This window comes from Jeotgalibacillus sp. S-D1, from assembly GCF_004358665.1.
Taxonomy (GTDB): domain Bacteria; phylum Bacillota; class Bacilli; order Bacillales; family Jeotgalibacillaceae; genus Jeotgalibacillus.
This window is the reverse complement of sequence record NZ_SMZR01000002.1, coordinates 686,120-712,494: the sequence shown is the minus strand read 5'-3', so window position 1 is coordinate 712,494 and position 26,375 is coordinate 686,120. Positions and strand designations below refer to the sequence as shown.

Here is a 26,375-nt window from a genome sequence, read left to right as displayed (position 1 = left end):
TACCACGAATTTACTAATAATAAACACGAATTTAAAATTAATCTTTTTCATTTTTAACGGCGGCATCATATAAAGTGAAAATTTGTGGTTTTATTTCTCCGCTCACAAAGAAGTAGTTGCAATGTGTATTCTTCGTTTTGTATAATAAGTCAACATATAGATAGGATCGATGAGCAAGAAAGTAGAGCATGGGCGATGCCTTAGCGAGCCGGGGATGATGGAAGCCTGGTGCAAACCCCCTGCTTGAAGCGCACTTGTGAGGTGAACTGCTGAACAGAGTAGGCAGTTCCGGATAGATGCAGCCGTTACATGCATAAGTTGGAATGCATTTTTTGCATTCAATTGGAGTGGTACCGCGGATATTAAGCATTCGTCTCCTGCATTTTATGCAGGAGACGAATGCTTTTTTTAATGCAGAGGAGGAAAAAAGGAATGAAAACACACATTGCCGAAAAGCTCGAACAGCTTCTTGAACAGATGGGCGTAAAAGAAAAAGTGGAAACATGGATTGAGAAACCAAAGCACCCGGACATGGGGGATTTTGCTTTTCCCTGTTTTCGTCTGGCTCGTACCTTGAAACAAGCACCAAATCAAATAGCTGAAAAGCTGGTGCAGGACTTTAGCATAGAAGGAATCAATAGAGCAGTGGCAGTTGGCGGTTATGTGAATTTTTATCTCGATATTCCAACCTTTTCAGCAAAGATACTTTCCCGGATTCTGCATGAGGGGCCGCAATTTGGAGATCAAACAATAGGACACGGTGAAAAAATCACCATTGACTTATCGTCCCCAAACATTGCCAAGCCGTTTTCCATGGGCCATTTACGATCTACTGTAATTGGAAATGCGATTGCAAACATAGTGGAAAAGGTGGGGTATAAGCCGGTACGCATTAACCATATTGGCGATTGGGGAACGCAATTCGGAAAGCTGATCACTGCTTATAAGAAGTGGGGAGATGAAGAACAGGTGAAGCGTTCTCCCATTGTTGAGCTACACAAGCTATATGTGTATTTCCACGAACAAGCTGAATTAAATGAAGATTTAAATGAAGAGGCACGTCACTGGTTCAGAAAACTGGAAGATGGTGACCAGGAGGCGACCGAGCTTTGGAAATGGTTTCGAGCCGTTTCGTTGGACGCATTTTCTCTGGTCTATGACAAAATGAACATCTCGTTTGATTCCTATAATGGAGAAGCATTTTATAACGATAAAATGGATGCAGTAATTAATAAATTGTCAGAGGCAAAGCTGCTGGAGGAGTCAGACGGTGCGATGGTCGTAAGGCTGGAGGACAATCTGCCCCCTTGTTTAATCCAAAAAAGAGATGGTGCGACGTTATACGCGACAAGAGATTTAGCAGCGGCTTTTTACCGGAAGGATCAGTATTCTTTTGCAAAATCGCTCTACGTGGTAGGAAATGAGCAATCCCTTCATTTTAAACAATTAAAGGCTGTATTAAAAAAATTAAATGCCAAATGGGCGGATGATCTGGTTCATATTTCATTTGGTATGATGCTGAAAGACAGCAAGAAAATGTCTACAAGAAAAGGGAAGGTTGTTTTATTGGAAGAAGTGCTCGATAAATCGGTTGAGATGGCTGCTGAAGCGATCGAAAAGAAAAATCCTTCTCTTGAAAACAAAGAGTCTGTTGCCCAACTGGTAGGGGTTGGCGCAGTCATGTTCCATGATTTAAAAGTATTTCGCAAAAATGACGTTCATTTTGAATTGGAGGAAATGCTGAGATTTGAAGGGGAAACTGGTCCTTATGTTCAATACGCACATGCAAGAGCCTGCTCACTGGTAAGAAATGTGCAGGGAAGTGAAGTAGAGTCAGCTGCAGCAGCGAATACATGCTTCTCCTCGTTTGGAGAGGAAGAACGAATGATCGTATTTCAACTGAGTGAATTTGAAGGTGTCATTACAGAAGCGTTTACTGAATGGGATCCTTCTAAAATTGCCAAATATGCGGTTGATCTGGCACAGCATTTTAATCATTACTATGCACATACAAACATCTTAAAAGAAAAAGATCCAACCACAAAAATCCAGCAGCTGCTGCTCATTAAATCCATTATAATCACCTTAAAAGAAAGCTTACGTTTACTGGGAATAGCAGCTCCTGAAAAGATGTAAGCTGCCTCTTTGGGTGAGGGCAGGCATTTTACTATCTGCGAATGCTAAAAGATACTATTATAGTAAGGTAAACAGGCTGATTGTGCGGGGGTGAAGATCATGGAAAAAGCAACGTTAGCGGGCGGCTGCTTCTGGTGTTTGGTTCGTCCTTTTGATGAACTGCAGGGAATTGAGAAGGTGGTGTCCGGCTATACAGGCGGAGATGCGGAAAGTGCCAGCTATTCATCGGTCAAAACAGGGGAAACAGACCATGTGGAAGCGGTTCAGATAACATTTGATCCTGACCAGCTTTCTTATGAAGAGCTGCTGGATCTATTTTGGACAATAACCGATCCAACAGATCCTGACGGTCAATTCAGTGACAGAGGCCCGGCTTACCGATCCATTATTTTCACCCACTCAAATAAGCAGCATGAAAAAGCGCTGCATTCAATCAACAGGCTTGAAAAGAGCGGACGTTTTGAAAAGCCAATCATTACAAAAGTGAAAGAAGCCAGGCCTTTTTTTCCGGCAGAGGAATATCACCAGCAATTTGAAGCGAAAAACCCTTTTCGATATGCTCTATATTTTCGCGGCTCAGGCCGGGAAGAGTTTAAACGGAGATACTGGCCGAAAGACCGTACAGCCTTAAAAGAAAAACTAACGGATATGCAGTATTATGTGACCCAGGAAAATGGAACAGAACCTCCTTATGAAAACCTATATTGGGATAATAAATATGAGGGGATTTATGTGGATGTTGTGTCGGGTGAGCCATTGTTCAGTTCACGTGATCAATATGATGCCGGCTGCGGATGGCCATCATTTAAGAAGCCGATCACGGACTCCATGGTAAGGGAAGAATGGGATGTTTCAACCCGTTACACGAGAAAAGAGATCAGGAGCAGAGAAGCTGATTCACATCTTGGTCATGTGTTTGAGGACGGACCAAAGCCCGGGGGTCTGCGTTATTGCATCAATTCGGCGGCTCTGCGGTTTATTCCAAAAGAGAAACTTAAAGAAGAGGGGTACGAAGATTTTCTTCTTCTCTTTTCGGTGAGAAAATGAAAAAGAGAGGATTCCTATATGAAAAACAGTAAAGCGGCTATTTTACTTTGGTCAAGTCAGGTGTTTTATTTATTGTTCATTCCTGTTTGGTTTGCTTTTTTTGGTCTGACCATGATGATGACGCAGGAAGAACAGCAGCTCAGCGTTTTTTCGGACGTGCTGGTCTATATGGCAGGTGCTTATCCGGTTGTGTTAATTTTCACGATTGCAATGAGCTGGACTGCTTATCATAAAAAGAATTGGAAAAAGATGATCATCACTAATTCATTGCCGATTCTGTGGATTGCTCCTATTTTATTGACCTTTTTGATTGCCAACTTTCTTTAGATAAGTGCAGTGTTGATTTCCGCTTTGATATCATAAAACAATAATTTTGCACAAAAAAGAATGCACCTCACGAACAAGTCACGGGTTCGTAAGGTGCATTCTTTTTTAAATTTGGAAGGTATTGTCGCATATTTTTATCATGATTTATTTTCCTGAAATGGATCTGGTGAGACCTTCGTAGAAAAGCTCTTCAAACCATATGCTGTACCCCAGATCATTCGGATGAATCATGTCATTTAATACGTCTTTTTTCTCAAGTCCTCTAATCGCCATCTCATCCATCATATGGCCATGGGTATCAAAGTAATTCCACTTATTATCTTTAATAATCTGCTCCGTAAAGTCCACATATTCCTCAAAGGTATGTCCCAGCTGATTCAATCCGGAAGGGTCTATATTTTCCTTTAGTATTGGATTTGGTGCTATAAACAGGATTTCAACACCCGGAATTTGTTCTTTAAAAGTACGATACAGCTCTTCAATGGAAGCCTGCGTTTCTTCCATTGAAACAGAACGGCGATAGTTGTTAATCACTGACGTTTCAAGAATGATTAAATCTGGGCGGCTGTTTTTCACTTTAGAAAGAACGTCCTGATCAAGCAGCATAGCAGAGGTATAACCGGAATGACCGTGATTGCTGACAGTCACATGTTTAAGCGGCCGGCTTGTATCCCGTAATTCTTTTTGAAGCAGGGCGCGCCATGACTGACTCGGAGCGCTTGCTCCAACACCCTTTGTCACGCTGCTTCCTAATGTCGCAACCCGTGCAGACCCATTTTTCATTACGCGATAAGTCAAGTAATCAAAATAATTAATATCATTATTTAATGCGGGATTTAACCGCTCTAATTTTTGCTCAATTTCAATTTGCTTATGTCGGTATTCGCCCCGTACCATTCCTAAAAGCAGGAGTAAAACGGATGCGGCGATCAGCAGGCTTATCATTTTTTTCATAGGATTGGAAAAACAGTCCTTTCTTAGGTCATTCTGTCAAAGAATGAAATCGAATTATTACAATTGTAACAAAAATGTAATAATCCTTCAACAGTTTCAGGTCTTAAATCGAATGGTTCTTTTAAAATTATTTTTCCCCTGTAATTTTGTGCTATGTCTCCATTAATGGGCTGATCACTATATAATGAATGACACGAAAACAGTATAATGGCAGGAAAGGTAAAATTTCTGTTGAAAGGATGATACTCTAAATGGGTGCACTTAATCAGACAATGGTAATCGATCGTCCGGTTGAAACGGTATTTCAACTGACGACGCATATGGAACGTTCTCCCGAGATAATGGATAAAGTCGAGCAAATAACCAAAATGACTGAAGGGCCGGTTGGTGAGGGAACAAAGTATACCGAAATTCGGAACCTTGGAGGCAGAAGAGTTCAATCAACACTTGAAGTGATTGAATATGTTCCGAACAAATCGTACGCTGTTGCAAGTGAACAAAACGGTGTAGGCATTACGTTCAGGTACACTTTTAAACCTCAGCAGGAAGGCACATTTGTTACATTTGACGGTATTGTCCGAACCTCTGGATTTGGCAGGAGTTTATTTAAAGGAATGATCGTCCGGATGATTTCAAAGGAAGAGTTGTTTCATTTACAGAAATTAAAAGAGTTTATTGAAAAAGAACAATAAAAGGCGCGAGCAACTAATTAAAAGAAATGAGGGATTCAATTGGGTAAAGGACTGGATGGTAAAAGGGTCGTGATTGGAGGATCCCGAAAAATAGAAGAAATAAGCACCATAATCAAAAAGCAAGGAGGAATCCCGGTAAGCAGACCGCTTCAGGGAACGGTTTTTTTAGCTGAAAAAGAAGTTGAGCCGTCCCTGCAGAAGCTGGTTAATGAAGGAGCAGATTTGCTTATTTTCACCACTGGAATCGGGATCGACACCCTGATCAGTATTGCAGATAAGCTTGAAATTAAGGAATTATTTTTACATAGGCTCAAGGAAACACAGGTGGCTTCAAGAGGATATAAGACATCCAACGCACTTAAGCGTCTGGACATCAAGCCTGTAGCAGTAGATCATGATGGTACCACACAGGGGCTGGTGCAATCGCTTGAAGAGGTGGATTTATCCCATAAGCGTGTGATGGTGCAGCTGCATGGGGAATCTGCTCCCCGACTCATTGCATTTCTTAAAAGTAAAGGAGCGATTGTTGAAACCATTCTTCCATACCTGCATATTCCACCTGAGGAAGAAGCGGTGGCAAGGCTTTGTGAAGAACTTGCAGAGGAAAAAGTGGACGCTGTATGCTTTACAACCCAGACTCAGGTCCGTTCCCTGTTTGATTATGCAAGAAATAAAGGCTGTGACAAAGACATACTGAACGCATTTAAAGAAAATGCTTTGGCAGTAGCGGTTGGAAAGGTCACAGCTGAAGCCCTGCGAGAAGAAGGGATTGAACGATTCATTGCTCCTGAAAATGAACGGATGGGTGCCATGATTATCGAGCTCGCTAATTTTTATGAAAACAATCATAATTGACTTCGATTTGTGAAAGAATATTTGTGTGACCCTGCCTGCTCAGTTATGATGAGGATATTGCAAAAGATCTGTGTCTGAAAGATCATTCAATGCAACTGAGGAGAGAACCATACATGAATACGATTAAAATCAAGAAGAAGTTTTCAGATAAAGTGAAAAATGGATTTCCACTGCTGACTTTGGAAATGCTGGAGCACCAGGACCAGCTTGGGAACGAAGGGGACATCATTACTGCTGTAGATGAGCGAAACCAATTTATCGCAAAAGGGTACCAGGGTAAACAAAATAAAGGGGTCGGCTGGCTGATCACATGGGACCCGGAAGAGGAAGTTGACCACCGTATTTTTGTTAACCGTTTGCGTGCTGCTATCGGGCGCCGTAAAAAGTGGTTTGGCAAAAATGATACCACTGCTTTTCGCCTGTTTAATGGGGAAGGTGACGGAATTGGCGGATTAACAATCGACTATTTTGACGGCCATTATTTATTCACCTGGTACAGTGAAGGTATTTATTTATTGCGTGAAGAAATCCTGGATGCTTTTGAAGAGCTGGTTTCGTACAAAAGTATCTATGAGAAAAAGCGTTTTGATACGAAAGGTCAGTATGTGGCAGATGATGATTTTGTCCGAGGGGAGAGGCCATCTTTCCCACTGATTGTGAAAGAAAACGGGGCGCATTTTGCCATTCATTTAAATGATGGGGCGATGGTTGGCGTTTTTCTTGATCAAAGGGATGTAAGACGGGCAATTCGCGATCGTTATGCAGAGGGGAAAAATGTTCTTAATACATTTTCTTATACAGGGGCTTTTTCTGTTTTTGCTTCACTGGGCGGCGCTGTTAAAACGACAAGCGTGGACCTGGCAAACCGAAGTGTAGCGAAAACAATCGAGCAATTCAGTATGAATGGCATTGATTATGAGGCACAGGATATCCTGGTTCGGGATGTGTTTCGCTATTTTAATTATGCCGTTAAAAATGACATCAAATTTGACCTCGTCGTGATGGATCCGCCAAGCTTTGCGCGTTCCAAAAAACATACGTTCAGTGCGGCAAAGGATTATAAGAATTTGATGAAGCAGGCAATTGATATTACAGAAGACAAGGGAGTTATTGTGGCATCAACGAATGCTGCTTCTCTGACCATGAAAAAGTTCCAGCGCTTTATTGATGAAGCATTTAAAGAAAAAGGATTAAAATATGAAATTTTAGAAACGTATTCATTACCTGAAGATTTTAATGTATCACCTTCTTTTCCTGAAGGGGATTACCTAAAAGTGTTATTTGTGAAAAGAAAGTAGCCTTAAGCCGCTCACGAAAGAAGTGAGTGGCTTTTTTGACCCCGAAAAAGGTACACTAAAACCAATCAGAACAAAACAAGGACGTGGTGCCATGACGGACATAATCAGCATTTCGGCTAGACGGCTTGCCGAATACGTTCATCGAAGCGGCAGTATCGATGCAAGAATAGGAAGTTCAACCGCTCTTTTAGAAGGGACAAGAATTCATCAGGCTGTACAAAAAAATTATGCAGAAGGGGATGAAAAGGAGGTATTCCTGGAAAGGAAGATTGAAGTAGATGGAAATCATTTTCACCTTGAAGGAAGATGCGATGGACTTTTAAGGAAACAGGATCAAATCATCATAGATGAAATTAAATCCACTTCACGCTCTTTACAGGATATTGACGCGCCATCACCTGTTCATCTGGCTCAGGCAGCTGTTTACGCATGGATTGTCTGCGAAAAAGAAGGGCTGGAAAAAATAGATATTCAAATGACCTATGTCCAGACTATTACGAAAGAAGAGCAGCGTTTTATCCAGACCTATACGGCTGAATCCTTGCGCAGTCAGATAGAAGAGATGATCCGCATGTATGCACCTTTTGCTATGCTGATTAAAAACCTGATTGTGAAACGCAACGAATCCATACAATCGCTGACGTTCCCTCATGCAGAATTCCGGCAGGGCCAGCGGAAATTTGCCGGAGCAGTATATCAAACCATCAACGAAAAAGGAAAGCTTTTTGCGCAGGCTCCGACCGGAATAGGCAAAACGATTTCGGCCTTGTTTCCCGCGGTAAAATCGCTGGGTGAAGCAAAAGCCAGCCAACTAATTTATTCCACCGCTAAAACCATAACCCGCACCACTGCTGAAGAAGCATTTTCTCTGATGGCAGACCATGGACTGAATATGTCCTCTGTTACATTAACAGCGAAGGATAAAATATGTTTTCAGGAAAAAACAATCTGCCAAAAGGAATACTGCGAATTTGCAGATGGGCATTATGACCGGATTAATGCTGCGATTATGGACATCATGGAAAATGAACAGCAAATGACCAGACCGGTTATTGAACAATACGCCAAAAAGCATCGGGTATGTCCATTTGAATATTCAATGGATCTCTCGTATCTGACCGATGCCATGATCGGTGATTATAATTATGTTTTTAATCCGAGAGTAGCAAGAAAACGGCTGGCTGGAGAGCAGAAACGCTCCACAGTTCTTCTGGTGGATGAAGCGCATAATTTAGTTGACCGCGCGAGGGATATGTACTCAGCAGCGATTCAAAAAGCTCCCTTTCTTGCATTAAGCAAGTCAGACACGGCTCCGCTATTAAAAAAAGCTGCAAAAAATGTAAATCGCGCCTTTTTAGACATCAAAAAGAAGTGTGGAGAACATCAATATGCCATGCTGGAGGAAATACCTGCTGAATGGAAAGACTCACTGCTTCACTTTTATGAACAGGCTGAGGAGCAAGTAAAGAACGGTGCTGCGGATGAAATTATCATTGATTTATATTTTGCAGCCCAAAGAATGCTTCATGTAATTGAATCCATGGACGAACGGTTTTACGTTTTAGTAGAAAAGAGAAGCAGTGATGTGATCGTTAAAGTAATTTGTATGGATCCGTCGCTGTTTATTAAAGAGTCAACCAAGTCCTACCGGGCAAGTGTTTTCTTTTCAGCCACCCTGGCTCCTGTTCAATATGTGCGTAAGATGCTGGGTGGTGAATCAACTGATTATGGAGTTGCCATCCCCTCTCCTTTCAATAAAGAGCAAATAGATGTGAGAATCTATCCTATTTCTACGAAATACCGCGATCGGAATCACACCATCAAAGAGATTGTGCGTGCTATAAAACAGGGGGTTGAAGATGCTGAGGGGAACTTTATTGTTTTCTTCCCGTCTTATCGCTATATGCAATCAGCTGTAGCAGAATTTCAGCTGCAGGTGGAACCCGGCCGTTATGAACTGCTTATTCAATCCATCAACATGAGTGAGGAGGAGAGGGAGGCGTTTTTGCACTCTTTCAAACATGAGCAAAGAAATATAGTAGCGTTTGCTGTGATGGGAGGCGTCTTTTCTGAAGGAATTGATCTGCCGGGAAATCAGCTGTCCGGGGTAGCTGTGGTCGGAGTGGGGCTTCCGCAGCTGAATCCGGAACGGGATCAAATGAAAAAATATTTTCAGCAGCAGGGACATAATGGCTACCATTACGCCTATGTGTACCCTGGAATCAACAAAGTGCTTCAGGCAGGGGGACGTTTGATCAGAACTGAAACCGATCATGGAATTCTGCTGCTGATCGACGACCGTTTTCAAACCAGTCTGTACCAGCAGCTCCTGCCGGAGGAATGGAGAGGACAAAAAAGCATCCAGAACCCGTGAAGGGTCTGGATGCTTTTTAGTTAATAATATTTTTTACCCGTCCAACCTGGCCGTCTTCCAATCGGACCTTAATGCCGTGAGGGTGATTGGGTGATTTCGTAAGCAAATCTTTTACGATTCCTCTTGTTAATTTTCCTGATCGCTGATCCTGCTTTAACACAATATCAACTTCTATCCCCGGTCGGATAGCACTTCGCTGCTGGCCCGTCATGCGTTAACCTACTCTCTATTAAACGTTTGTTTAATCATAACACAGTTAATAGGAGAAGGTTGATGACTACATGTTAGCCAGCAGTCTTTTTGAAATTTGTTCAAATTCATCTCTGCCAATTCCAGGCGCAAACTCTTCAGGAAGATCAGACAGATCAGGAACCGGAGCTCCTTCCGGAATACCTTCCTTAACAATAAGCTGCTGTCCGTTGCTTGGGTTGGTTCCTTTCCAGATTTGATTAATATCTTTATAGTCCCCGTCACTCCAAGTAAACAGGACGTTGCCCACTCCCTGGTCTTCATACTTTCTCGCATGATCAAAGACGCGGTTGTCAAGGCTTGGAATTGGCAGCATTTTTGTCATATCAACACCAGTCGCGATTTCCAGCGCCTTGGCATAGGCAAGGATATGAACGCCTCCCCGGACAAGTAAATAGCCGATCATTTCACGCGCTGTAGGATGGTCCGTCATTTCATAAACACGCATTTTGTGTGTTCTGGCGCCAACTTCAAGAAAGAAGTTATGAAGAAGATCCAGCACTAAATTTCCGCTCGAGAATACATAATCCCCTCTCCATGGATTCCCCATTGAATCACCGGCAAGCGAGGTTTGAGCTGTGGCGATTAAGGAATATGTATTCCTTACATCTTTGCCGTTTTGAAGCGGGGTAAGATCGGGTTCAGCAGTAAAGGAGGTCCCTCTTTGCAATATATTTATGGTATTACTGACAAGCTCAACGTGACCGAATTCCTCAGCTGTTATACTTGCCACCAGATCATAAAAAGGTTTTAGTTTTCCTTTTTGCCGAAAATTAAATGACTGGTACATATAGTTATTGAGAGTGGACATCTCACCGAATTTTCCGCCTAAAAGCTCCTGAACTGCAGCTGCGGCATTCGCATCACCATATTCTGGAATAGGCAGCTCAATAGCCAGCCTGTTGACACGCTTAAACATAAAATTCCCCCTCTGCATAGTCCTCCTGCTATGTGTATGTTTCCATAGCAGTGGATATGAGGGAGGATTTTTTTAAGAAGGGGAGACCCAGATAATTTCCTGCGTTCTTATAAAGAAAGGTGTCTGATTGATTTCGACGACAATATGATCAGGCAGCACGTTTGCAAGAGTACCCTGAAGCGAGTTGCGGGTTGTTTGTACCACAATGTTTTTCCCGATAACAGAAGTCAATGTTTGATAAACATATGGATCATATACACTTGTTAACTGAACTGGCTGTTGTTGACCATTCATAAACACACACCCCTTATTAGCAATTACTTTACTATATGAGGGGTGTTTGGGATGGGTGAATCATCCAGATGGAGAAGGGATGGCAAATTACCGGTCCTGTTATATTACTTGTAATTACTGTATTTGGGGAAATAAAGGCGAGGTGGTGACGAAGAAACGACATTTAAATAGAAAATAATTAATAATTATACATTTGTAAAAAATAAATCAGGAGTTGGCAGTTGGATAAGTTATTTTAATCGATGAAATTTTTTCAGTACCTGAACTGAGGTTAAACGTTGAATTGAAGAGATTCTAATGAAAAATATGCCTGTCCACTGCAAGCTGATGCAGAGAATTTTTGTCTTGATTGAAAGAAAAAACAGCCCCATTTCGATATGTGAATTCCTTGACAGTATTGTATAGTTAAAGAAATAATAGAAAAAGATCGAATTTTCATTCTTTTATTGATTATTTATGATAACGCTTTCAATTGGAGGAAGGAGGAAGAGACTTGCTGGTATGGATTTTTGTGTTTATTACCATTTTTTCCGTGTTTCTGGGATTGAAGCTGCAGCGAAAGAGGCTGTTTGCACTTCCGTTGCTCGCCATTGCGGTATTCATGCTGATCGAGATTATAAAAGTGCCGCTGCCATTATGGGATACAATAACATTTATTTTTGACTTAAAAGGCTAGCAGGGAAAGGGGAGAAAAGGAAATGAAGAAGATTGATAAAAAAGTAGCTGATTCCTATTTTCGCACCAGGACAACGTTAATTATTATTTATCTGATCATTGGTTTTGCCGTATCGTTTGGTGTTGTTTTGTTTGCTGAACCTCTCTCGGACTTTACGTTTAATGGATTTCCTCTTCACTATTATATGGGCGCGCAGGGGGCAGTGCTGACATTTATTATCCTGCTTTTTGTTAATGCCATCGTAAGCGACCGGATTGATAAAAAATACGGAATTGACGATGCGCGCAATGAATCCATTGGTTCGGGCAAAACGATCGATCACTAGAATATAAGGAATAGAGATTAAAAGTACGCATGACTAAGGGGGAATACGATGGATACACAGTTTATTGTGTCTCTGGCATTTATCTTAGCGACATTTGGATTATACATAGGAATTGCTATTTACAACCAAGCAAAGGAAACTTCGGACTTTTATGTGGCTGGCCGCGGTGTGCCGCCTATTTATAATGGTATGGCCATTGGAGCGGACTGGATGAGTGCGGCTTCATTCATTGGAATGGCAGGAACGGTTATGATCATGGGCTATGACGGCCTTGGTTATATTATGGGGTGGACAGGAGGATATCTTTTGCTGACTTTCCTTCTTGCTCCGCAGCTTCGTAAATACGGACGATATACAGTTCCTGAATTTATAGGGGACCGGTATGGAAGCAACGCTGCAAGGTTGATAGCTGCTTTTGCTACGATCATTATCAGTTTCACTTATTCCATAGGGCAAATGTCTGGTTCAGGCGTCGTAATAGGCCGTCTGCTGGAAGTGGACTATCGGATCGGGACGATTATTGGAGCAGGGTTAATCGCATTTTATGCTGCTCTTGGAGGGATGAAAGGAATCACCTGGACGCAGGTAGCCCAGTATATCGTATTGATCACAGCCTATCTGGTTCCGGTTATTTTTATGTCCCTTCAATTGCAAGGTAATCCGCTTCCCTGGATCTCCTACGGAAATGTTCTGGAGGAAATGAGGGTTCTTGATCAGGAATTGGGAATATCGGAGTATATCGTGCCCTTCACCGAAGGAACGAAGTGGCAGTTTTTAGCGCTGATGTTTACCCTGATGGCCGGAACGGCAGGACTGCCTCATGTTATTGTTCGGTTTTATACGGTTTCCACTATGAAAGCAGCTCGCTGGAGCGGAGCATGGGCAATTCTTTTTATCGGCCTGCTTTATTTGTCTGCTCCTGCCTATGCTGCCTTTTCACGGTTTATTTTAATGACTCAGGTTGCCAATTCTCCTATTGATGCACTTCCCGCCTGGACAAACTCCTGGATCGATACTGGAATGCTTCAGGTGGCTGATACAAATGGAGACGGGGTATTGCAATGGACAGAGCTTCAAATTGCCAATGACATTGTGGTAATGGCCACTCCGGAAATAGCGAACCTGGGGGTTTTTGTAATCGGATTAATGGCTGCAGGAGCAATGGCAGCTGCACTTTCAACAGCAGGAGGATTAATGATCGCCATTTCTGCTTCGCTTTCTCATGATATTTATTACCGTTCAATCAATCCGAACGCAACAGATAAAAAACGTTTATCCGTTGGGCGCTGGTCAATTGTAATTGCTTCATTAGCAGCAGGAGTAATTGCCTTAAATCCTCCGGGTGCGATTACCCAGATTGTTGCCTGGGCATTTGCTTTGGCTTCAGGTTCATTCTTCCCGGCTTTATTGCTTGGGGTATGGTGGAAACGATCCAATGCAGCCGGGGTTATATCAGGTCTTGTAGTAGGATTAAGTGTAACGCTTGGTTACATTTTTGCTGCCAAATACGGCGGATTTACTATTTTGGGAATTATCGATACGGGAGCGGGTGTTTTCGGAGCTTTCGCAGCGATCTTAACAAATATTATTGTCTCTTTAGCGACTAAGCCGCCATCTAAAAAAATTCAAGAGGAAGTACAAGATTTGCGTTATCCTGAGCAAATGACATATCGGGATGGAGAGGTGTGGCTGGATGACGGAGAAGACGTTCCGCCAACCAAATGACGGAGAAACAATAAAACAAATCACCAGGAAAACACCATTGTTTTCTGGCAAAAGCGACAGCGACTTTGAAAAGATCTATGAACGCTGTGAAGAACGACAGTATGATAAACGGGCTATTATCGCTCATTCCAAAAAGAAAAGAGAAGGCATTCTGCTCATTACCTCCGGCCTGGCGGAGGTTTACGCATCAGGCTATAGAAATGAAAGAGAAGTACTGGAACTCGTCGGTCCTGGTGAAATTGTGGGGCTGGGTAGTTTGAGCACAATGCTACAGCCTTCTGAAGAGCAGACAAACACAGTAGAGATCCAAGCGTTGGAAACAACGCTTGGATTGTTTATTCCATATGCTGTGCTGCAGGAAATTTGGGAGGTAAAAGAAGTCCAATCCTATTTTCTTGAAAAGGTCATTTTTCGATTAAAAGAGGTCTATCAATCTTTAACGGAGCAGCTGCAGCAATCGGGCTGGATGGAAAATCAAAAGCAGGTGTTTAAAAGGGTGCAGGATATGATGTCTGCTCCGCTGCTGACTCTCCCCGACACCTGTTCAATACAGGACGGGATTCAGTTTATGGCACAAAACCGCCTAAGTGCTGCGGTTTGTCTGGACGCCTCCAATACACCAGTCGTAATCTCCATGAGAGATGTAATAAAAGCAATGGCAGACAATAAGCCGCTATCTGACGCTCTTGTCACCTTGGCGGACCATCCGGGTACTGTGCTGCATCGGTCTGATTACTATTACGATGCGTTAAGCCTGTTTCAGCAGCATCCTGATTTAAGGCATATAGTCGTCGTCGATGATCAGGAAATGCCCGTTGGAATGCTTACTTTATCAGATGTATTAAAACAGCGTCACCGTTCGATCCAGCAGGTAATGAAACAAATTGACCTGCTGTCAGAGGGTACTGCGGAGGAAATATCGGACCAATTAAAACGAGTATCGGATCAGCTTATTGAGGACAGGGAAAGTGTGAGGCTGTTAATGGCGACAATGACCCCTCTGTTTGACCAGGTCGTTACGAATGTTATCAATCTGGCACAGCAGCTCTTGTTCGAAGAAAATGGACAGCGTGCTCCATGCGAGTTTGCATTCTATCAAATGGGCAGCGGCGGCCGTGGGGAACAATTGTCGATTACCGATCAGGATCATTTTCTCGTTTACAAAGAATCCAGTAATCTCAGTAAGGTTTACTTTGAAGATTTAAGCAATAAAATAGTTGATTTGCTTGAAGCCTTGGGGTTTACACGCTGTGATGGAGATATGATGGCCAGCAATCCATTATGGAGAGGATCAGTTGAAGAATGGCAGCCGCGTATTCGGCGTTTCGCCACCCGTTCTACCCCGCAGAATATTCTTTACTCCTATAATTTTTTTGCGATGAGACTTGTCTATGGTCCCAACTCTTTACATCAGTCGTTTATCGGTGGCATTCAGGAAGAGTTAAAATGGTCTGGGGTTTTGCTCGTTCAAATGGGAAAAGAGCTAAGAAATACCCTTATTCCCTCGTTAGATCACCGAATTCGGTCATTTATAATGCGTGATGGCAAGGAAATTGACTTAAAAAAAAGAGTGCTGTTTCCATTCCATCATACCCTTCAATTAAAGGGACTGCAGCACCAGATTGTGGAGGGCTCAACCAATGACCGGTTGGACAGATTACATGAGCAAAACCAGATAACAGACATGATGGAAGAAGTAAAAGAGAGCCTGGACTTCATCTTATCTATAAATCTCCAGCAAAAGCAGAAGGATGGAACCTCCCGGGTAATCATTGACGATATATCATCAAGAGAAAAAGCGCTGCTGTCCAGAGCGCTGACCGTGCTGCGGGAATTCCAGCTTATTGTACTAAGAGAACTAGGGGTTTAGGAGAGGAGTTTATCGATGGCGATCTGGTCCAAAAAAACATTTCAAAGTCAAATAAACAGTGAAATCCCTCTTTCAACACCGCTTGATCAAATCAATCTGCTTGTAGTAGATACCGAGACTACTGGTTTTGCGGTCGGGAAGGATGACCGGCTGATTGAGGTTGGAGCTGTACCTATATGCAATCTTCAAGTGAAAGAAAAAGAAATTTTCCAATCATATGTCAACCCCTGCAGAGATATTCCAGAGGAGATTACTTCTTTAACCTCGATCCGAAACGAACAGGTTGTTCATGCACCTAATGCATTGGAGGCTATTGAAGAGTTATTTGCATTTGGCAGACAGTTTGGTGCGAATGGGCTTGCAGGTCATTATATTTCCTTTGATCTTCTCGTCCTGAAACATGAACTGAGAAGGGCTGACTTCAAATTTCCTCCACCTGCAGCCATTGATACCCTGGATTTGCTGGCGTTTTTAGTGCCCACTTGGGAAATGAAGGACCTGGCCTATTACGCCAGTGTATTCGAAACAAGAATGTACGAACGGCACAGTGCGACAGGGGATGCATTGACAGCTGCCTACCTTTTGTGTGAGTTATTCCAACGGGCCAAAGAACGGGGGAGAACAACCTGGGGCGATGTGCTGGAGCTTTCATCCTTACGCTGAAAAAAGGATGGAGGTAAATATGCTTTCTGTGGTTTTAAATTGATTGTTATGCGGGAATAGTTTCTAGGGTGCATTGAAATGTACTAGGAAGGCTCGCCTTGCGGGCACGAAGAAAGGAAACTGTAAGAATGTCAATTGAAACCATTATGAATGAATGGGAAGCTCTTCGTTCAAAAGTATTTCCCCATGAACAATTAGATGATTTATATGCAGATCTAATGATTCGAATGGAAAAAATGTATGAAATACCAACTATCATCACAATGGAGTGGGAGGAGCAAAATAAACCTGTCAGTACGCTCTACAGACTGATTGCCAGCAGCCGGCTGATGGAAACATAAGAGCAGCTGGTTTGATACAGTTGATATATAATCTCATTACAAGGTTTATGATAATGTTTGTTATTAAAAAGGCTGGGACAAATGTCTCAGCCTTTTTTACCGGTTCACTGCGCTTTTTGGCGGACGGTTTCCGCAGGGACGGCGCAGTGCCTAATATTTTAAAGCAGAAGCCAGTTCATTGAAGTAATCAGCAATGACGCGAAGACCCTGGTCAAAATTTTCAAGATGGAAATGCTCATTTGGAGCGTGGAAGTTTTCACCTGGAAGTCCAAATCCCATCAGCACAATTGGTTTCTGTAATATTTGATCAAATACTGCTACGATCGGGATGGACCCGCCGCCTCGAATAAACTGTGTTGGAACGCCGTATACCTTTTCATAAGAGCGCCCGGCCGCCTGTATTGCAGGGTGGTCGTATGGGGTTACATAAGGTGCTCCCTTATCAAAGGGTGTAACGGTAGCCGTTACGCCTGGTGGTGTATGGGCGTTCACATGTCTGGTCAGCAGCTCCACTATTTCATCAGGGTCCTGATTAGGAACGAGACGGCATGTGATCTTAGCGTGAGCCTCATTAGGCAGGACTGTTTTTATGCCTTCTCCCTGAAACCCGCCCCACAAACCGTTAATTTCAAGAGTTGGGCGGACCCACATACGCTCAAGGGTGGTATGGCCGTGTTCACCGAATAATTCATTTACTGCAAGCTCTTCTTTTAATGCCTCATCGGAAAAATGAAGCTCCTCATAAGCAGCTTTTTCTTCTTCCGTCAAACCTTCCACTTTGTCATAAAACCGGTCAACCTGTATAACACCGTTTTCGTCTCTGAAAGAATCCAATAGAGTAACGAGTGCATGCAGCGCGTTTTGTACAGCGCCCCCATACAGCCCTGAGTGAAGATCTCCCTTTGCGCCTTTTAAATTAATTTGAATCCCTGCCAATCCGCGCAGTCCGTAGCAGATAGCAGGTCTTCCTTTTTCCTGCATTCCTGTATCTGAAATGACAATGACATCCGAGGAGAGGAGCTCCTGATGTTGTTCAACAAACGCCGGGAGGTTCACACTGCCAATTTCTTCTTCACCCTCGATTAAAAATTTAATGTTTACAGGCAGCTCACCCTGCGTTTCCATGATGGCCTCAATGGCTTTTAAATGCATAAATGTTTGTCCTTTATCATCTGTTGCTCCGCGCGCATAAATTTTATTATCACGAATAGCAGGTTCAAAGGGAGGAGTTTCCCAGAGGTGAAGCGGATCAACGGGCTGAACATCATAATGTCCGTAGATTAAGACAGTTGGTTTATCTTTGGCGTGCAGCCACTCTGCATAAACGACCGGATGACCATCTGTTGGATAGAGCTGAATGTTTTCCATGCCGATCTCTTCAAGTGAGCGCGTAACCCACTCAGCCCCTTTTAATGTGTCTTCCTTATGCTCAGATAAGGAGCTTACGCTTGGAATCGACAGCCATTCTGTTAGTTGTGCTAAATGCTTTTTACGGTTACTCGTGAAATAGTTTTCCAGATTACTGTTCATTGATCATGTCTCCTTCTATTAAAATATTGACAGCAGAACACAAATGATATATGATGATGGTTGATTGTTTTACGAGAGTGACGAGAAAGTGCAGCTGTCCTCACCAGCTGCCCAAAGAAAATTTATATAAAGGTCTGGACTTATAAGGCCTGAATGACTCGCTTCAAAATGCGAGATTACTGAGCAGTAAAAAATCGTTTGACACCGACAATAGGCAATAACCCTCAGGAAAGTGCCATCATGTAAACACGCATGAACACAGCATACCACTATTTTCTGCGTATCAAAGGATCCTTCCATGTTTTACTTCTTATCGGTTCACGTTGCATGAACCCTTTCAGACCAAAAATATCCAGATAACTGTAAGTATGGCGATTCCATACAGATAGTAATGTCTGATTCACACTGGCACGGTCGAGGAGCCGTAAGGACGAAAGAGAGGTAGGGCTTTCGTTGTTTTAGGTATTATGTAAGTGCTCACTCTCGTAAAATCAATCAACCAATTCATTCTTCTTAACTTTACCTCTACAACCCTTCTTAAGCAATAACCTCCAATAAAACCTGTCTAATTATCATCATTTATGTTTAAAATTATAAAGTACATAGAAAAAGACTAAGATTTCAAAATGTACAAGTGGAATTTATACGCCATTTAGTATACGCTATTCATAATCAAAAACGTAATTATTATCAGGAGGAATATAGTTGGAATTTATAGCCATAGCTTTTTTGCTTTTTGTATCATTTTTTCTTTCAGGAAGTGAAACCGCTCTAACAGCAGTGAATAAAATGAAGGTGCAAACCCGTGCTGAAAAAGGAGACGTCGCTGCAGAAAAACTATTAACTACAGTGGCAAAGCCGGACAAAATGATTACCACTATTCTGATCGGCAATAATATTGCCAATATTATGATGCCGACACTGGTAACGATTGTTGCCTTAAACTATGGATTCAATGTCGGAATTGCAACCGGTATTTTAACAGTAGCCATCATTGTATTTGCGGAAGTCATTCCAAAAACGATTGCAGCTACTTTTGCTGACCGTGTTGCGTTTATTGTAGCCCCTGCTATTCGGCTGTTAATGGTCATCTTAAGTCCTATTACTTTCTTACTTTCGCGTCTGACAAATATCGTGATACGTATTTTATCGAAGGGACATATAAAAGAAGCAACCATTACGAAAGAGGAACTGCGTACCATGGTTGATATTGCTTCAACAGAAGGAACCTTCTTAAATGATGAATCACTTCGAATTAAAGGCGTGCTTGATTTCCAGCATAAAGATGTAGGGGATGCAATGAAAACGCCCCGTGTGGATATCGTAGGCATGCCTGTGGAATTTACGTATGAGGAAGCAAGGAACCATGTAGTGGATAATCCATATACCCGATATCCTGTATATAAAGAAAATATGGATAATATCGTCGGAGTCTTTCATTCCAAGCAGGTGATCGAATGGTCGATGAACCCGGAACGCCCCTTCAGTGAGTTTATAGACGATGATCCTTTATTTACTGTGGAATCAACCTCTATCGAACGTATATTTAAGCGCATGCTGCAAGCAAAGAAGCATTTTGCTATTGTGCTTGATGAATATGGCGGCACGCTTGGCATTATTACGCATGAAGATATCATTGAAGCGATGATCGGTCAGGAAATATCAGATGAAAACGACGATGAAGAGGAAGTCTGGATTGATGAACTGACAGACAAACATATTATCTGTCACGGAAAACTGGCTATTCACAGGCTGAATGATGTATTTAAATTAAAGCTGCCGGAAGAACAGGATGTTTTAGCAGGATTTGTTCTGAAAGAATTCGGCCATCTTCCTGAAGAAGGCGAAGAATTCGATTACCAGCATCTTAGGTTTAGTATCATGGAGATGGAAAAAAATAAAATTACCAAAGTAAAGATCGAAAAACGTATGGTAGAAGGACAGGAAGTAAAAGGTGAAACTGAAAAATCTAATTAAATAATGTACAGCGACTGCCTAGTGCAGTCGTTTTTTTTGCCAATAAAGAAATGTGAACATAGTAAGATAATTTGGAATAAAATAATAATAGAACAGTTTAAGAGCAGGTTGTCTGCTTGACGTATAACCGAGTGGTGTTATAGGATTAACAAAATAAAGTGAATACGCTCTTATCAAGAGAGGTGGAGGGATTGGCCCTATGAAGCCCGGCAACCGCTGAAGTTTTTCAGAAAGGTGCTACATCCAACAGGAGAAAAATCCTGGAAGATAAGACAGAAGCATAGCGCGAAACTTCTTCTGTCTAAGGAGAAGTTTTTTTAGTTTCTACTATAAACAGGGCGGCAGAAAGTAATTCAAATGGAAAAGGGAGAGTGTGTGAAAATGAAGTATGGTTTTTGGCTGCCGATTTTTGGTGGATGGCTTCGCAATGTTGAAGAAGAACATATGCCGCCAACATTTGATTATGCAAAAAAAGTTGTGCAGGCTGCTGAAAAATGGGGGTATGATACCACATTAATCGCCGAACTTTACTTGAATGATATAAAAGGACCAGAGCGGGATTCGCTTGAAGCATGGTCCACTGCAGCAGGTCTTGCAGCTGTGACAGAAAACATAGAAATCATGACAGCGATTCGCCCGGGATTTCATAATCCGGCGGTTGCCGCAAAAATGGCGGCAAACATCGACCAGATCTCCAATGGCCGGTTTACACTGAATGTCGTTTCTGCATGGTGGGCGGAAGAAGCCAGGCAATACGGAGGTGCTTTCACCGAGCATGATGAACGATATGACCGTACAGAAGAATTTCTCCAGGTGATGAAAGGTCTTTGGACCGAAGACACCTTCAGCTTTAAAGGGAAATTTTATGATTTAGAGGGCACAAGGCTGGAGCCAAAGCCGGTGCAGCGCCCTAACCCTATTCTGTATGCTGGAGGTGAAAGCCCAAGAGGGAAAGAAACAATCGTTGACCATTGTGACGCCTATGTTATGCACGGCGGAACTCTTGAGGAAATTGAGCTTAAAATAGATGATATGAAAAAACGCCGTGCAAAGGCAGGGAAAGCCGGGTTCCAATCCTTTGGAATGGCAGCTTATATTGTCTGCCGTGATACAGAGGAAGAAGTGCAGGCTGAACTGGCACGAATTACCGACGTTAAAGAATTAAGCGCATATGCGGGATACGATGACTTTATCAGCAAGTCACAGCTTGAACAGCAGGTGGAGCTGATGGATTATTCTGTTTCAAATCGTGGCCTGCGTCCCAACTTAATCGGAACACCTGAACAGATTGCGGAACGCATCATTGAATTTGAAAAGGCAGGTCTCAATTTGCTTTTGCTTCAATTTTCACCTCAACTGGAGGAAATGGAACGTTTTTCACAGCAGGTAATGCCGCTGGTGGAAGCAAAACGTAATGGCAAGTAAACCAGTGAACAACCGAACCACTGTAATGGAAGGGTGTAAGGATAATGAGTAAAGTATATATATTGCATGAAAATGACGATTGGACCATTCATTTGACAAGACGTTTAGATGAATTAAACGTGCCATATGAGGCTTGGCATTTAGATGAAGGAATTGTTGATTTGACGGAGGAGCCGCCTGAAGGTGTTTTTTACAGCCGCATGAGTGCATCTTCTCATACGAGAGGCCATCGCTATGCACCTGAATTAACCCAATCTGTATTGGCATGGCTTGAAAGACATGGCAGAAAAGTATTTAATGGCTCAAAGGCGCTGGGTTTAGAAGTCAGCAAGGTCAATCAATACATGGCGCTCGATGCCTGCGGGATAAAAACGCCCAAAACGATTGCTGCTGTCGGGCAAAAACAAATTATTGAGGCTGCTGAGAAGCTTGGGGAAACATCATTTATCACCAAGCATAATCGTGCAGGAAAAGGGCTGGGCGTCCAATTATTTCATTCGATTGAAGCCTTAAAGCAATATGTGTATAGTGAAGACTTTGAACTTCCGATTGACGGGATCACGCTAATCCAGCAATACATTCAAGCACCTGAACCTTATATTACGCGGTGTGAGTTCGTAGGCGGCAAGTTTGTCTATGCGGTTAGAGTAGATACATCAGAAGGCTTTGAACTTTGTCCTGCAGATGCCTGCCAAATTGGAGATCTTCACTGTCCGGCTGGAGAAGCAGCAGAAGAAAAACCTAAATTCCAGGTAGTCGAGAATGTTGAGAATCCGCTCATTGCTAAATACGAATCCTTCCTGTCTGACAACGAAATTGCGGTAGCTGGGATTGAGTGCATCCGTGATGTGAACGGAACCATTTATACGTACGACATTAATACAAATACGAATTATAATGCTGAAGCTGAAGCGGAAAATGGCATATACGGCATGCTGGAACTGGCAAAATTCCTGCAGCAGGAGCTTCATAAGCAGGGATTTATTCCTGTCCTCCACTATTAAAAAAACGATCTCCTTTATTAGGGAGATCGTTTTTCATTCAGCTCAAAAAGCTGAGAATTTCACTATTCACTTTTTCTTTTTCTTCAAAGACTAACCCATGTCCGCTGTTTTCAAAAGCGATCACTTCTGCATTGGTAATATCCTCGGCCAGGAGAGGTGCAAATGTGTAGGGGCAAATATCATCAAATTTACCATGAAGGATGAGGGTAGGAACATCAATTGCCGCAAGATCAGGGCGGCTGTCCTCATCGCGCAATGCTTTAGCGGAATGGATCGTTCCGTGTGCCGATGCCTCTAATCCAAGTGAGCCAAACCATTTTCTGAACGGTTCAGAAGGCTCCTGATGAAAGAACTTTTCGCCAAAACCGGTTAAGAAAGCTGGACGGTCTTTTTGTATGCTTGCCATCATATCATCCACTTCCACCGCTTCAATACCCAGTTCATAATCATCTGATTTTGTAAATTTAGGTGCTGCCGGTGCCAGCAAAATCAGTTTGCTGATTTGAAAAGCCTCGTGACGAGCCATATAGCGAATGGAAATGGGTCCTCCCATTGAAAATCCGGCAAGAACAGCATTTTCAAGCTGTAAATAGTCTATAACTGCACGAATATCATCTGCATGCCGGTCATAATCATAACCCGTCCAAGGGCGGTCTGATTTTCCGTATCCCCTCAGATCAATTCCAATAAAACGATAGCCATGCTTTGGCAGTTCATTCATTTGATATTCAAACATTTTATGATTAACCGGCCAGCCGTGAATAAAGATTATGGGCTGTCCTTGTCCGATGTCTTCCACGAAAAGGTTTATATCTTTTTCTACTTCAACATAATGTCCCATTTTAAGTTTCCTCCTATAGTTTTAATTCTCGATATTGAGATAGTAAACAGTACCCGTTTTTCGAATGGAATAGTCATCCTAACTGTCATGAATTTAAATCAAAAAAAATTGATGTAGCAGTTGACGGTTATAACCGCTTTAGCATATACTTTATATATCAAAAAAAATTGATGTATAGAAGGAGTGGGAACTAATGAAGGAAACAATGGATCTAAAGCCAATACCCTCAACATTTCAGCAATTTGAAAAAAAATTTAAAGCATTGGCAGATGAGAAAAGACTCCATATCCTGCATCTGGTCCAAAAACACCAGTCTGTTTGTGTCTGTGATTTAGCAGAGGTTATTGATATGCCGCAGTCAAAATTGTCCTATCATTTAAAACAGCTTTTGGGTGCAGGCTTTGTCAAGGTAGAGAAAAAGGGGACATGGAACTATTATTCCATTAATGATGTTGAATTGAACCAAATTCTCTCCCCGGAATTATGCTGCTTGTTTAGGAATGAGGATAAATGCTGACAGCATTTATTTTAGGTTATACATCAAATTTTTTTGATGTATTAGAAAGGAGAGAATACAGTTGGCGTTTCTTCAAACATTTTTATGGATTGTACTGGAGCTTACTGTACTATTTGTTGTCATTTCGTTGGCCATCAATGCCTTACAATCCTGGATTCCTTATGAGCGGATTGAACACTATTTAAGGACTAGTTCCTCAATAAAAGGGGGAACAATCGCAGTTCTGTTTGCTTTTATTACTCCTTTTTGTTCCTGTTCGACGATTCCGGTCGTTGTAAACATGCTGAAAAATAAAGTCCCATTTGGATTAACGATGGTATTCCTGTTTGCTTCGCCCTTACTTGATCCAACGATCTTGACCATTATGGGCGTTATTCTAGGGTGGAAAGTGACATTCATTTATATGGCTGTTACGTCTGTTTTTTCTATCTTAATTGGTTTTTCTCTTGAAAAATTGGGTTTTGAGCGTTATGTGAAAAAAGTAATGATGGAAGGGTTCAATCAGCATGTAAAAGAAGCATGGAATCTGAAAGGGGCATGGCTTGAAACTAAAAAGCTAATGAAATCGGTTTTGCCCTATTTATTAATTGGTGCGGCAATTGGAGCTGGTATTCATGGTCTTGTGCCAACTGAGATGATTGCTGCGTATTTCGGGCATGATGCCTGGTGGTTAATTCCTGTAGCGGCTGTGATAGGAATTCCTTTGTACATCAGGCTTTCCAGTATGATTCCGATATCTCAGGTGCTGTTAGTAAAAGGAATGGCGTTGGGGCCGATTATGGCTTTACTAATCAGCTCAGCAGGAGCAAGCCTCCCTGAGGTGGTATTACTAAAATCAATATTTCAAATGCAGCTCGTCATTGTCTTTATTGCATCTGTGCTGTCAATGGCCACATTATCAGGGTTTATTTTCTATTTACTTTAAAAGGGGGTGCAGGTAATGCTTAAGAAAATAATAAAAGTTTTTAAAAAGGAAAAAAAAGATGATTGCTGCAAGATTAAGATTGTTGAAGAAAAGGATAAAGAAAAAAGATAAAACGGAAAACGCCCTTTCTCGTAACGGAGAAGGGCGTTTATCTTCATGTTAGCTATGCCTGACCATCCTATGCGGATCAATAACAAACTTTTTTGAAGCCCCGCCAATTCTAAAATGTCCAGATTTATGAAGATAGCATTCGAAACATGGGTAAGCATGACTGATATCGGTGGATAATAAGAGCGATAGGGGGAAGGATGAATGCTTCGAGGGGGCGGCTGACCGATATAACTGGAATCATGATCGATAAACAGGGGGAAGTGATCGATATAATCATAGTCATGATCGATAAAACACTTTAACAATCAAAGAAGTTAGATATATCTTCAAACATGAATGATATCTTCAGGATCATGTGCGATAAAAGAAGAAACATGATCGATAAACAGAAAAAGTTGACCGATAAAACTCCTCCGCCCCGCCTTGCCCTGCCTCACCTCATCGCATCCCGCTCACTCACCACCCGGCACTCAAATACAAGCGCAATTCTTCCCATAAAAAAAGCCCGTCTGCTAAAACGGGCTTTTTTATCGATTAACAGCAATCACTATCAGGCAGGCCCATCATAACGATACCGCGGCCTTGGGGGGTATCCTGGACATCGAGTGTGATATTTTCCGCCAGTATGAGGATTTGAGGGTCGATGGCTACAGAGATCGTATTGACGGTTTGCATCACATCATTTTCCTCAGGGGAATCAAGTGCAAGCCCGAGCTGAGGTGCTCCGCATCCTTGTCCGGCAAAGAACACACGCACATTGTTTGCATCGTGCTGGTCAAATAAATCGCGAAATGCATCGCGGGCAACATCGGTAATAATCATAAGAATCGGCTCCTTTATGCTTTAGTTGGATAAAGACGTTTTAATACGTCCATCATTTCACTTTTTGGCGCAATCTCTGGGCGTATGGACTTCGCTAATTTTTCAGCCTCTTCAATTGATGAGGCTTTCTCATATTCTAACAGCAGTGCAGTCGCAAGGGTACCGGTTCTGTTTTTTCCGCCGCTGCAATGAAAATAGACTTTCTTTCCTTCATCAACTGCATTCTTAACCGTTTTTATCGCCTGTTTCACGGACTCGTCCTGGTGGCTCTCGTCGTCCACAATCGGCAGGTGAATGCGGTTTGGGGCAGGATGGTGCTCTTTGTTTTCTGAGCGCAGATCATAAACCACGTCAATTGTTTCTTTTGTGTTTACTGCTTCAACGTCTGCTGCGCCACCGATCCAAATGCGGTGATCGATTAATGATTGATAATTGTTACTCATCTAAACACCCCTTTTATTTTGTAAGTGAAACGATA

Annotated in this window: 26 protein-coding genes, 1 riboswitch and 1 other annotated feature; of the genes, 18 read left to right on the top strand and 8 right to left on the bottom strand. The window is 42.3% G+C overall.

Going from position 1 to position 26,375, the window contains the following annotated elements:
• Positions 1-160: 160 nt before the first annotated feature.
• Positions 161-381: a binding site (T-box leader), on the top strand.
• Between the two features lie 51 nt (positions 382-432).
• The 3 genes from argS (at position 433) to E2R51_RS10470 (ending at position 3,510) form a co-directional block, all read left to right on the top strand.
• Positions 433-2,136: an arginine--tRNA ligase gene (argS, locus tag E2R51_RS10480; protein ID WP_133376989.1), complete on the top strand. Its 1,704-nt coding sequence runs from the start codon at positions 433-435 to the stop codon at positions 2,134-2,136.
• Between the two features lie 99 nt (positions 2,137-2,235).
• Entirely contained in the window at positions 2,236-3,183 is a 948-nt protein-coding gene (gene msrB / locus E2R51_RS10475; RefSeq protein ID WP_133376988.1) for a peptide-methionine (R)-S-oxide reductase MsrB, read from the top strand.
• An 18-nt stretch (positions 3,184-3,201) separates the two neighbouring features.
• Positions 3,202-3,510, top strand: a complete 309-nt coding sequence (locus E2R51_RS10470; RefSeq protein ID WP_133376987.1) for a hypothetical protein — start codon at positions 3,202-3,204, stop codon at positions 3,508-3,510.
• A 144-nt stretch (positions 3,511-3,654) separates the two neighbouring features.
• Here the strand turns inward: E2R51_RS10470 and E2R51_RS10465 are convergent, their stop codons facing one another.
• Positions 3,655-4,464 carry an SGNH/GDSL hydrolase family protein gene (locus E2R51_RS10465; RefSeq protein ID WP_133376986.1) on the bottom strand — a complete coding sequence of 270 codons (810 nt, stop codon included), beginning with the start codon at positions 4,462-4,464 and terminating at the stop codon, positions 3,655-3,657.
• A 251-nt stretch (positions 4,465-4,715) separates the two neighbouring features.
• Between E2R51_RS10465 and E2R51_RS10460 the strand changes: the two genes are divergently transcribed.
• The 4 genes from E2R51_RS10460 to E2R51_RS10445 all read left to right on the top strand — a co-directional run bounded on the left by E2R51_RS10460 (position 4,716) and on the right by E2R51_RS10445 (position 9,683).
• Positions 4,716-5,156, top strand: a complete 441-nt coding sequence (locus tag E2R51_RS10460) for an SRPBCC family protein (RefSeq protein ID WP_133376985.1) — start codon at positions 4,716-4,718, stop codon at positions 5,154-5,156.
• A gap of 39 nt (positions 5,157-5,195) precedes the next feature.
• On the top strand, positions 5,196-6,011 hold the full coding sequence (locus tag E2R51_RS10455; RefSeq protein ID WP_133376984.1) for a uroporphyrinogen-III synthase: 816 nt from the start codon (positions 5,196-5,198) through the stop codon (positions 6,009-6,011).
• Between the two features lie 113 nt (positions 6,012-6,124).
• Positions 6,125-7,309: a class I SAM-dependent rRNA methyltransferase gene (locus E2R51_RS10450; protein ID WP_133376983.1), complete on the top strand. Its 1,185-nt coding sequence runs from the start codon at positions 6,125-6,127 to the stop codon at positions 7,307-7,309.
• Between the two features lie 91 nt (positions 7,310-7,400).
• Positions 7,401-9,683, top strand: a complete 2,283-nt coding sequence (locus E2R51_RS10445; RefSeq protein WP_133376982.1) for a helicase C-terminal domain-containing protein — start codon at positions 7,401-7,403, stop codon at positions 9,681-9,683.
• A 16-nt stretch (positions 9,684-9,699) separates the two neighbouring features.
• Here E2R51_RS10445 and E2R51_RS10440 read toward each other — a convergent pair whose 3' ends face one another.
• The 3 genes from E2R51_RS10440 to E2R51_RS10430 form a co-directional block, all read right to left on the bottom strand.
• Positions 9,700-9,894, bottom strand: coding sequence for a YwbE family protein (locus tag E2R51_RS10440; protein ID WP_133376981.1), 195 nt, complete (start codon positions 9,892-9,894; stop codon positions 9,700-9,702).
• Between the two features lie 66 nt (positions 9,895-9,960).
• Complete coding sequence (locus E2R51_RS10435) at positions 9,961-10,851, bottom strand: manganese catalase family protein (protein WP_133376980.1); 891 nt, start codon at positions 10,849-10,851, stop codon at positions 9,961-9,963.
• Between the two features lie 72 nt (positions 10,852-10,923).
• A complete protein-coding gene (locus E2R51_RS10430; protein WP_133376979.1) occupies positions 10,924-11,145 on the bottom strand; it encodes a YuzF family protein in 222 nt (73 codons plus the stop codon).
• 493 nt (positions 11,146-11,638) lie between these two features.
• On the opposite strand from E2R51_RS10430, the gene E2R51_RS10425 reads away from it, so the two are divergent.
• The 6 genes from E2R51_RS10425 to E2R51_RS10400 all read left to right on the top strand — a co-directional run bounded on the left by E2R51_RS10425 (position 11,639) and on the right by E2R51_RS10400 (position 16,745).
• Positions 11,639-11,821, top strand: coding sequence for a hypothetical protein (locus E2R51_RS10425; RefSeq protein ID WP_133376978.1), 183 nt, complete (start codon positions 11,639-11,641; stop codon positions 11,819-11,821).
• A 22-nt stretch (positions 11,822-11,843) separates the two neighbouring features.
• Positions 11,844-12,146, top strand: a complete 303-nt coding sequence (locus E2R51_RS10420; protein WP_133376977.1) for a DUF4212 domain-containing protein — start codon at positions 11,844-11,846, stop codon at positions 12,144-12,146.
• Between the two features lie 48 nt (positions 12,147-12,194).
• On the top strand, positions 12,195-13,871 hold the full coding sequence (locus E2R51_RS10415) for a sodium:solute symporter family protein (protein ID WP_133376976.1): 1,677 nt from the start codon (positions 12,195-12,197) through the stop codon (positions 13,869-13,871).
• Entirely contained in the window at positions 13,840-15,741 is a 1,902-nt protein-coding gene (locus E2R51_RS10410) for a DUF294 nucleotidyltransferase-like domain-containing protein (RefSeq protein ID WP_133376975.1), read from the top strand. The genes E2R51_RS10415 and E2R51_RS10410 overlap by 32 nt, the downstream gene beginning before the upstream one ends.
• Before the next feature lie 15 nt (positions 15,742-15,756).
• Positions 15,757-16,404, top strand: a complete 648-nt coding sequence (locus E2R51_RS10405) for a 3'-5' exonuclease (protein WP_133376974.1) — start codon at positions 15,757-15,759, stop codon at positions 16,402-16,404.
• A 128-nt stretch (positions 16,405-16,532) separates the two neighbouring features.
• On the top strand, positions 16,533-16,745 hold the full coding sequence (locus E2R51_RS10400) for a hypothetical protein (RefSeq protein ID WP_133376973.1): 213 nt from the start codon (positions 16,533-16,535) through the stop codon (positions 16,743-16,745).
• 150 nt (positions 16,746-16,895) lie between these two features.
• Here the strand turns inward: E2R51_RS10400 and E2R51_RS10395 are convergent, their stop codons facing one another.
• A complete protein-coding gene (locus E2R51_RS10395; protein ID WP_133376972.1) occupies positions 16,896-18,275 on the bottom strand; it encodes a dipeptidase in 1,380 nt (459 codons plus the stop codon).
• 705 nt (positions 18,276-18,980) lie between these two features.
• On the opposite strand from E2R51_RS10395, the gene E2R51_RS10390 reads away from it, so the two are divergent.
• The 3 genes from E2R51_RS10390 to E2R51_RS10380 all read left to right on the top strand — a co-directional run bounded on the left by E2R51_RS10390 (position 18,981) and on the right by E2R51_RS10380 (position 22,681).
• The gene (locus E2R51_RS10390; RefSeq protein ID WP_133376971.1) at positions 18,981-20,252 is read left to right on the top strand and encodes a hemolysin family protein; all 1,272 of its coding nucleotides are present in this window, start codon (positions 18,981-18,983) and stop codon (positions 20,250-20,252) included.
• A gap of 167 nt (positions 20,253-20,419) precedes the next feature.
• Positions 20,420-20,526: riboswitch (SAM riboswitch) on the top strand.
• Positions 20,527-20,633: 107 nt separating this feature from the next.
• Positions 20,634-21,677, top strand: coding sequence for an LLM class flavin-dependent oxidoreductase (locus E2R51_RS10385; protein WP_133376970.1), 1,044 nt, complete (start codon positions 20,634-20,636; stop codon positions 21,675-21,677).
• 44 nt (positions 21,678-21,721) lie between these two features.
• On the top strand, positions 21,722-22,681 hold the full coding sequence (locus E2R51_RS10380) for an ATP-grasp domain-containing protein (protein WP_133376969.1): 960 nt from the start codon (positions 21,722-21,724) through the stop codon (positions 22,679-22,681).
• Between the two features lie 37 nt (positions 22,682-22,718).
• Here E2R51_RS10380 and E2R51_RS10375 read toward each other — a convergent pair whose 3' ends face one another.
• Positions 22,719-23,522, bottom strand: coding sequence for an alpha/beta fold hydrolase (locus E2R51_RS10375; protein ID WP_133376968.1), 804 nt, complete (start codon positions 23,520-23,522; stop codon positions 22,719-22,721).
• Between the two features lie 220 nt (positions 23,523-23,742).
• Here E2R51_RS10375 and E2R51_RS10370 point away from each other — a divergent pair, with 220 nt between their 5' ends.
• The gene (locus E2R51_RS10370) at positions 23,743-24,039 is read left to right on the top strand and encodes an ArsR/SmtB family transcription factor (protein WP_133377089.1); all 297 of its coding nucleotides are present in this window, start codon (positions 23,743-23,745) and stop codon (positions 24,037-24,039) included.
• A 55-nt stretch (positions 24,040-24,094) separates the two neighbouring features.
• On the top strand, positions 24,095-24,964 hold the full coding sequence (locus E2R51_RS10365; protein ID WP_133376967.1) for a permease: 870 nt from the start codon (positions 24,095-24,097) through the stop codon (positions 24,962-24,964).
• 645 nt (positions 24,965-25,609) lie between these two features.
• Here the strand turns inward: E2R51_RS10365 and E2R51_RS10360 are convergent.
• Together E2R51_RS10360 and E2R51_RS10355 are read right to left on the bottom strand one after the other, a co-directional pair.
• Positions 25,610-25,897: an adhesin gene (locus E2R51_RS10360; RefSeq protein ID WP_133376966.1), complete on the bottom strand. Its 288-nt coding sequence runs from the start codon at positions 25,895-25,897 to the stop codon at positions 25,610-25,612.
• A 14-nt stretch (positions 25,898-25,911) separates the two neighbouring features.
• The gene (locus E2R51_RS10355) at positions 25,912-26,340 is read right to left on the bottom strand and encodes a protein-tyrosine phosphatase family protein (protein WP_133376965.1); all 429 of its coding nucleotides are present in this window, start codon (positions 26,338-26,340) and stop codon (positions 25,912-25,914) included.
• Between the last annotated feature and the right edge of the window lie 35 nt (positions 26,341-26,375).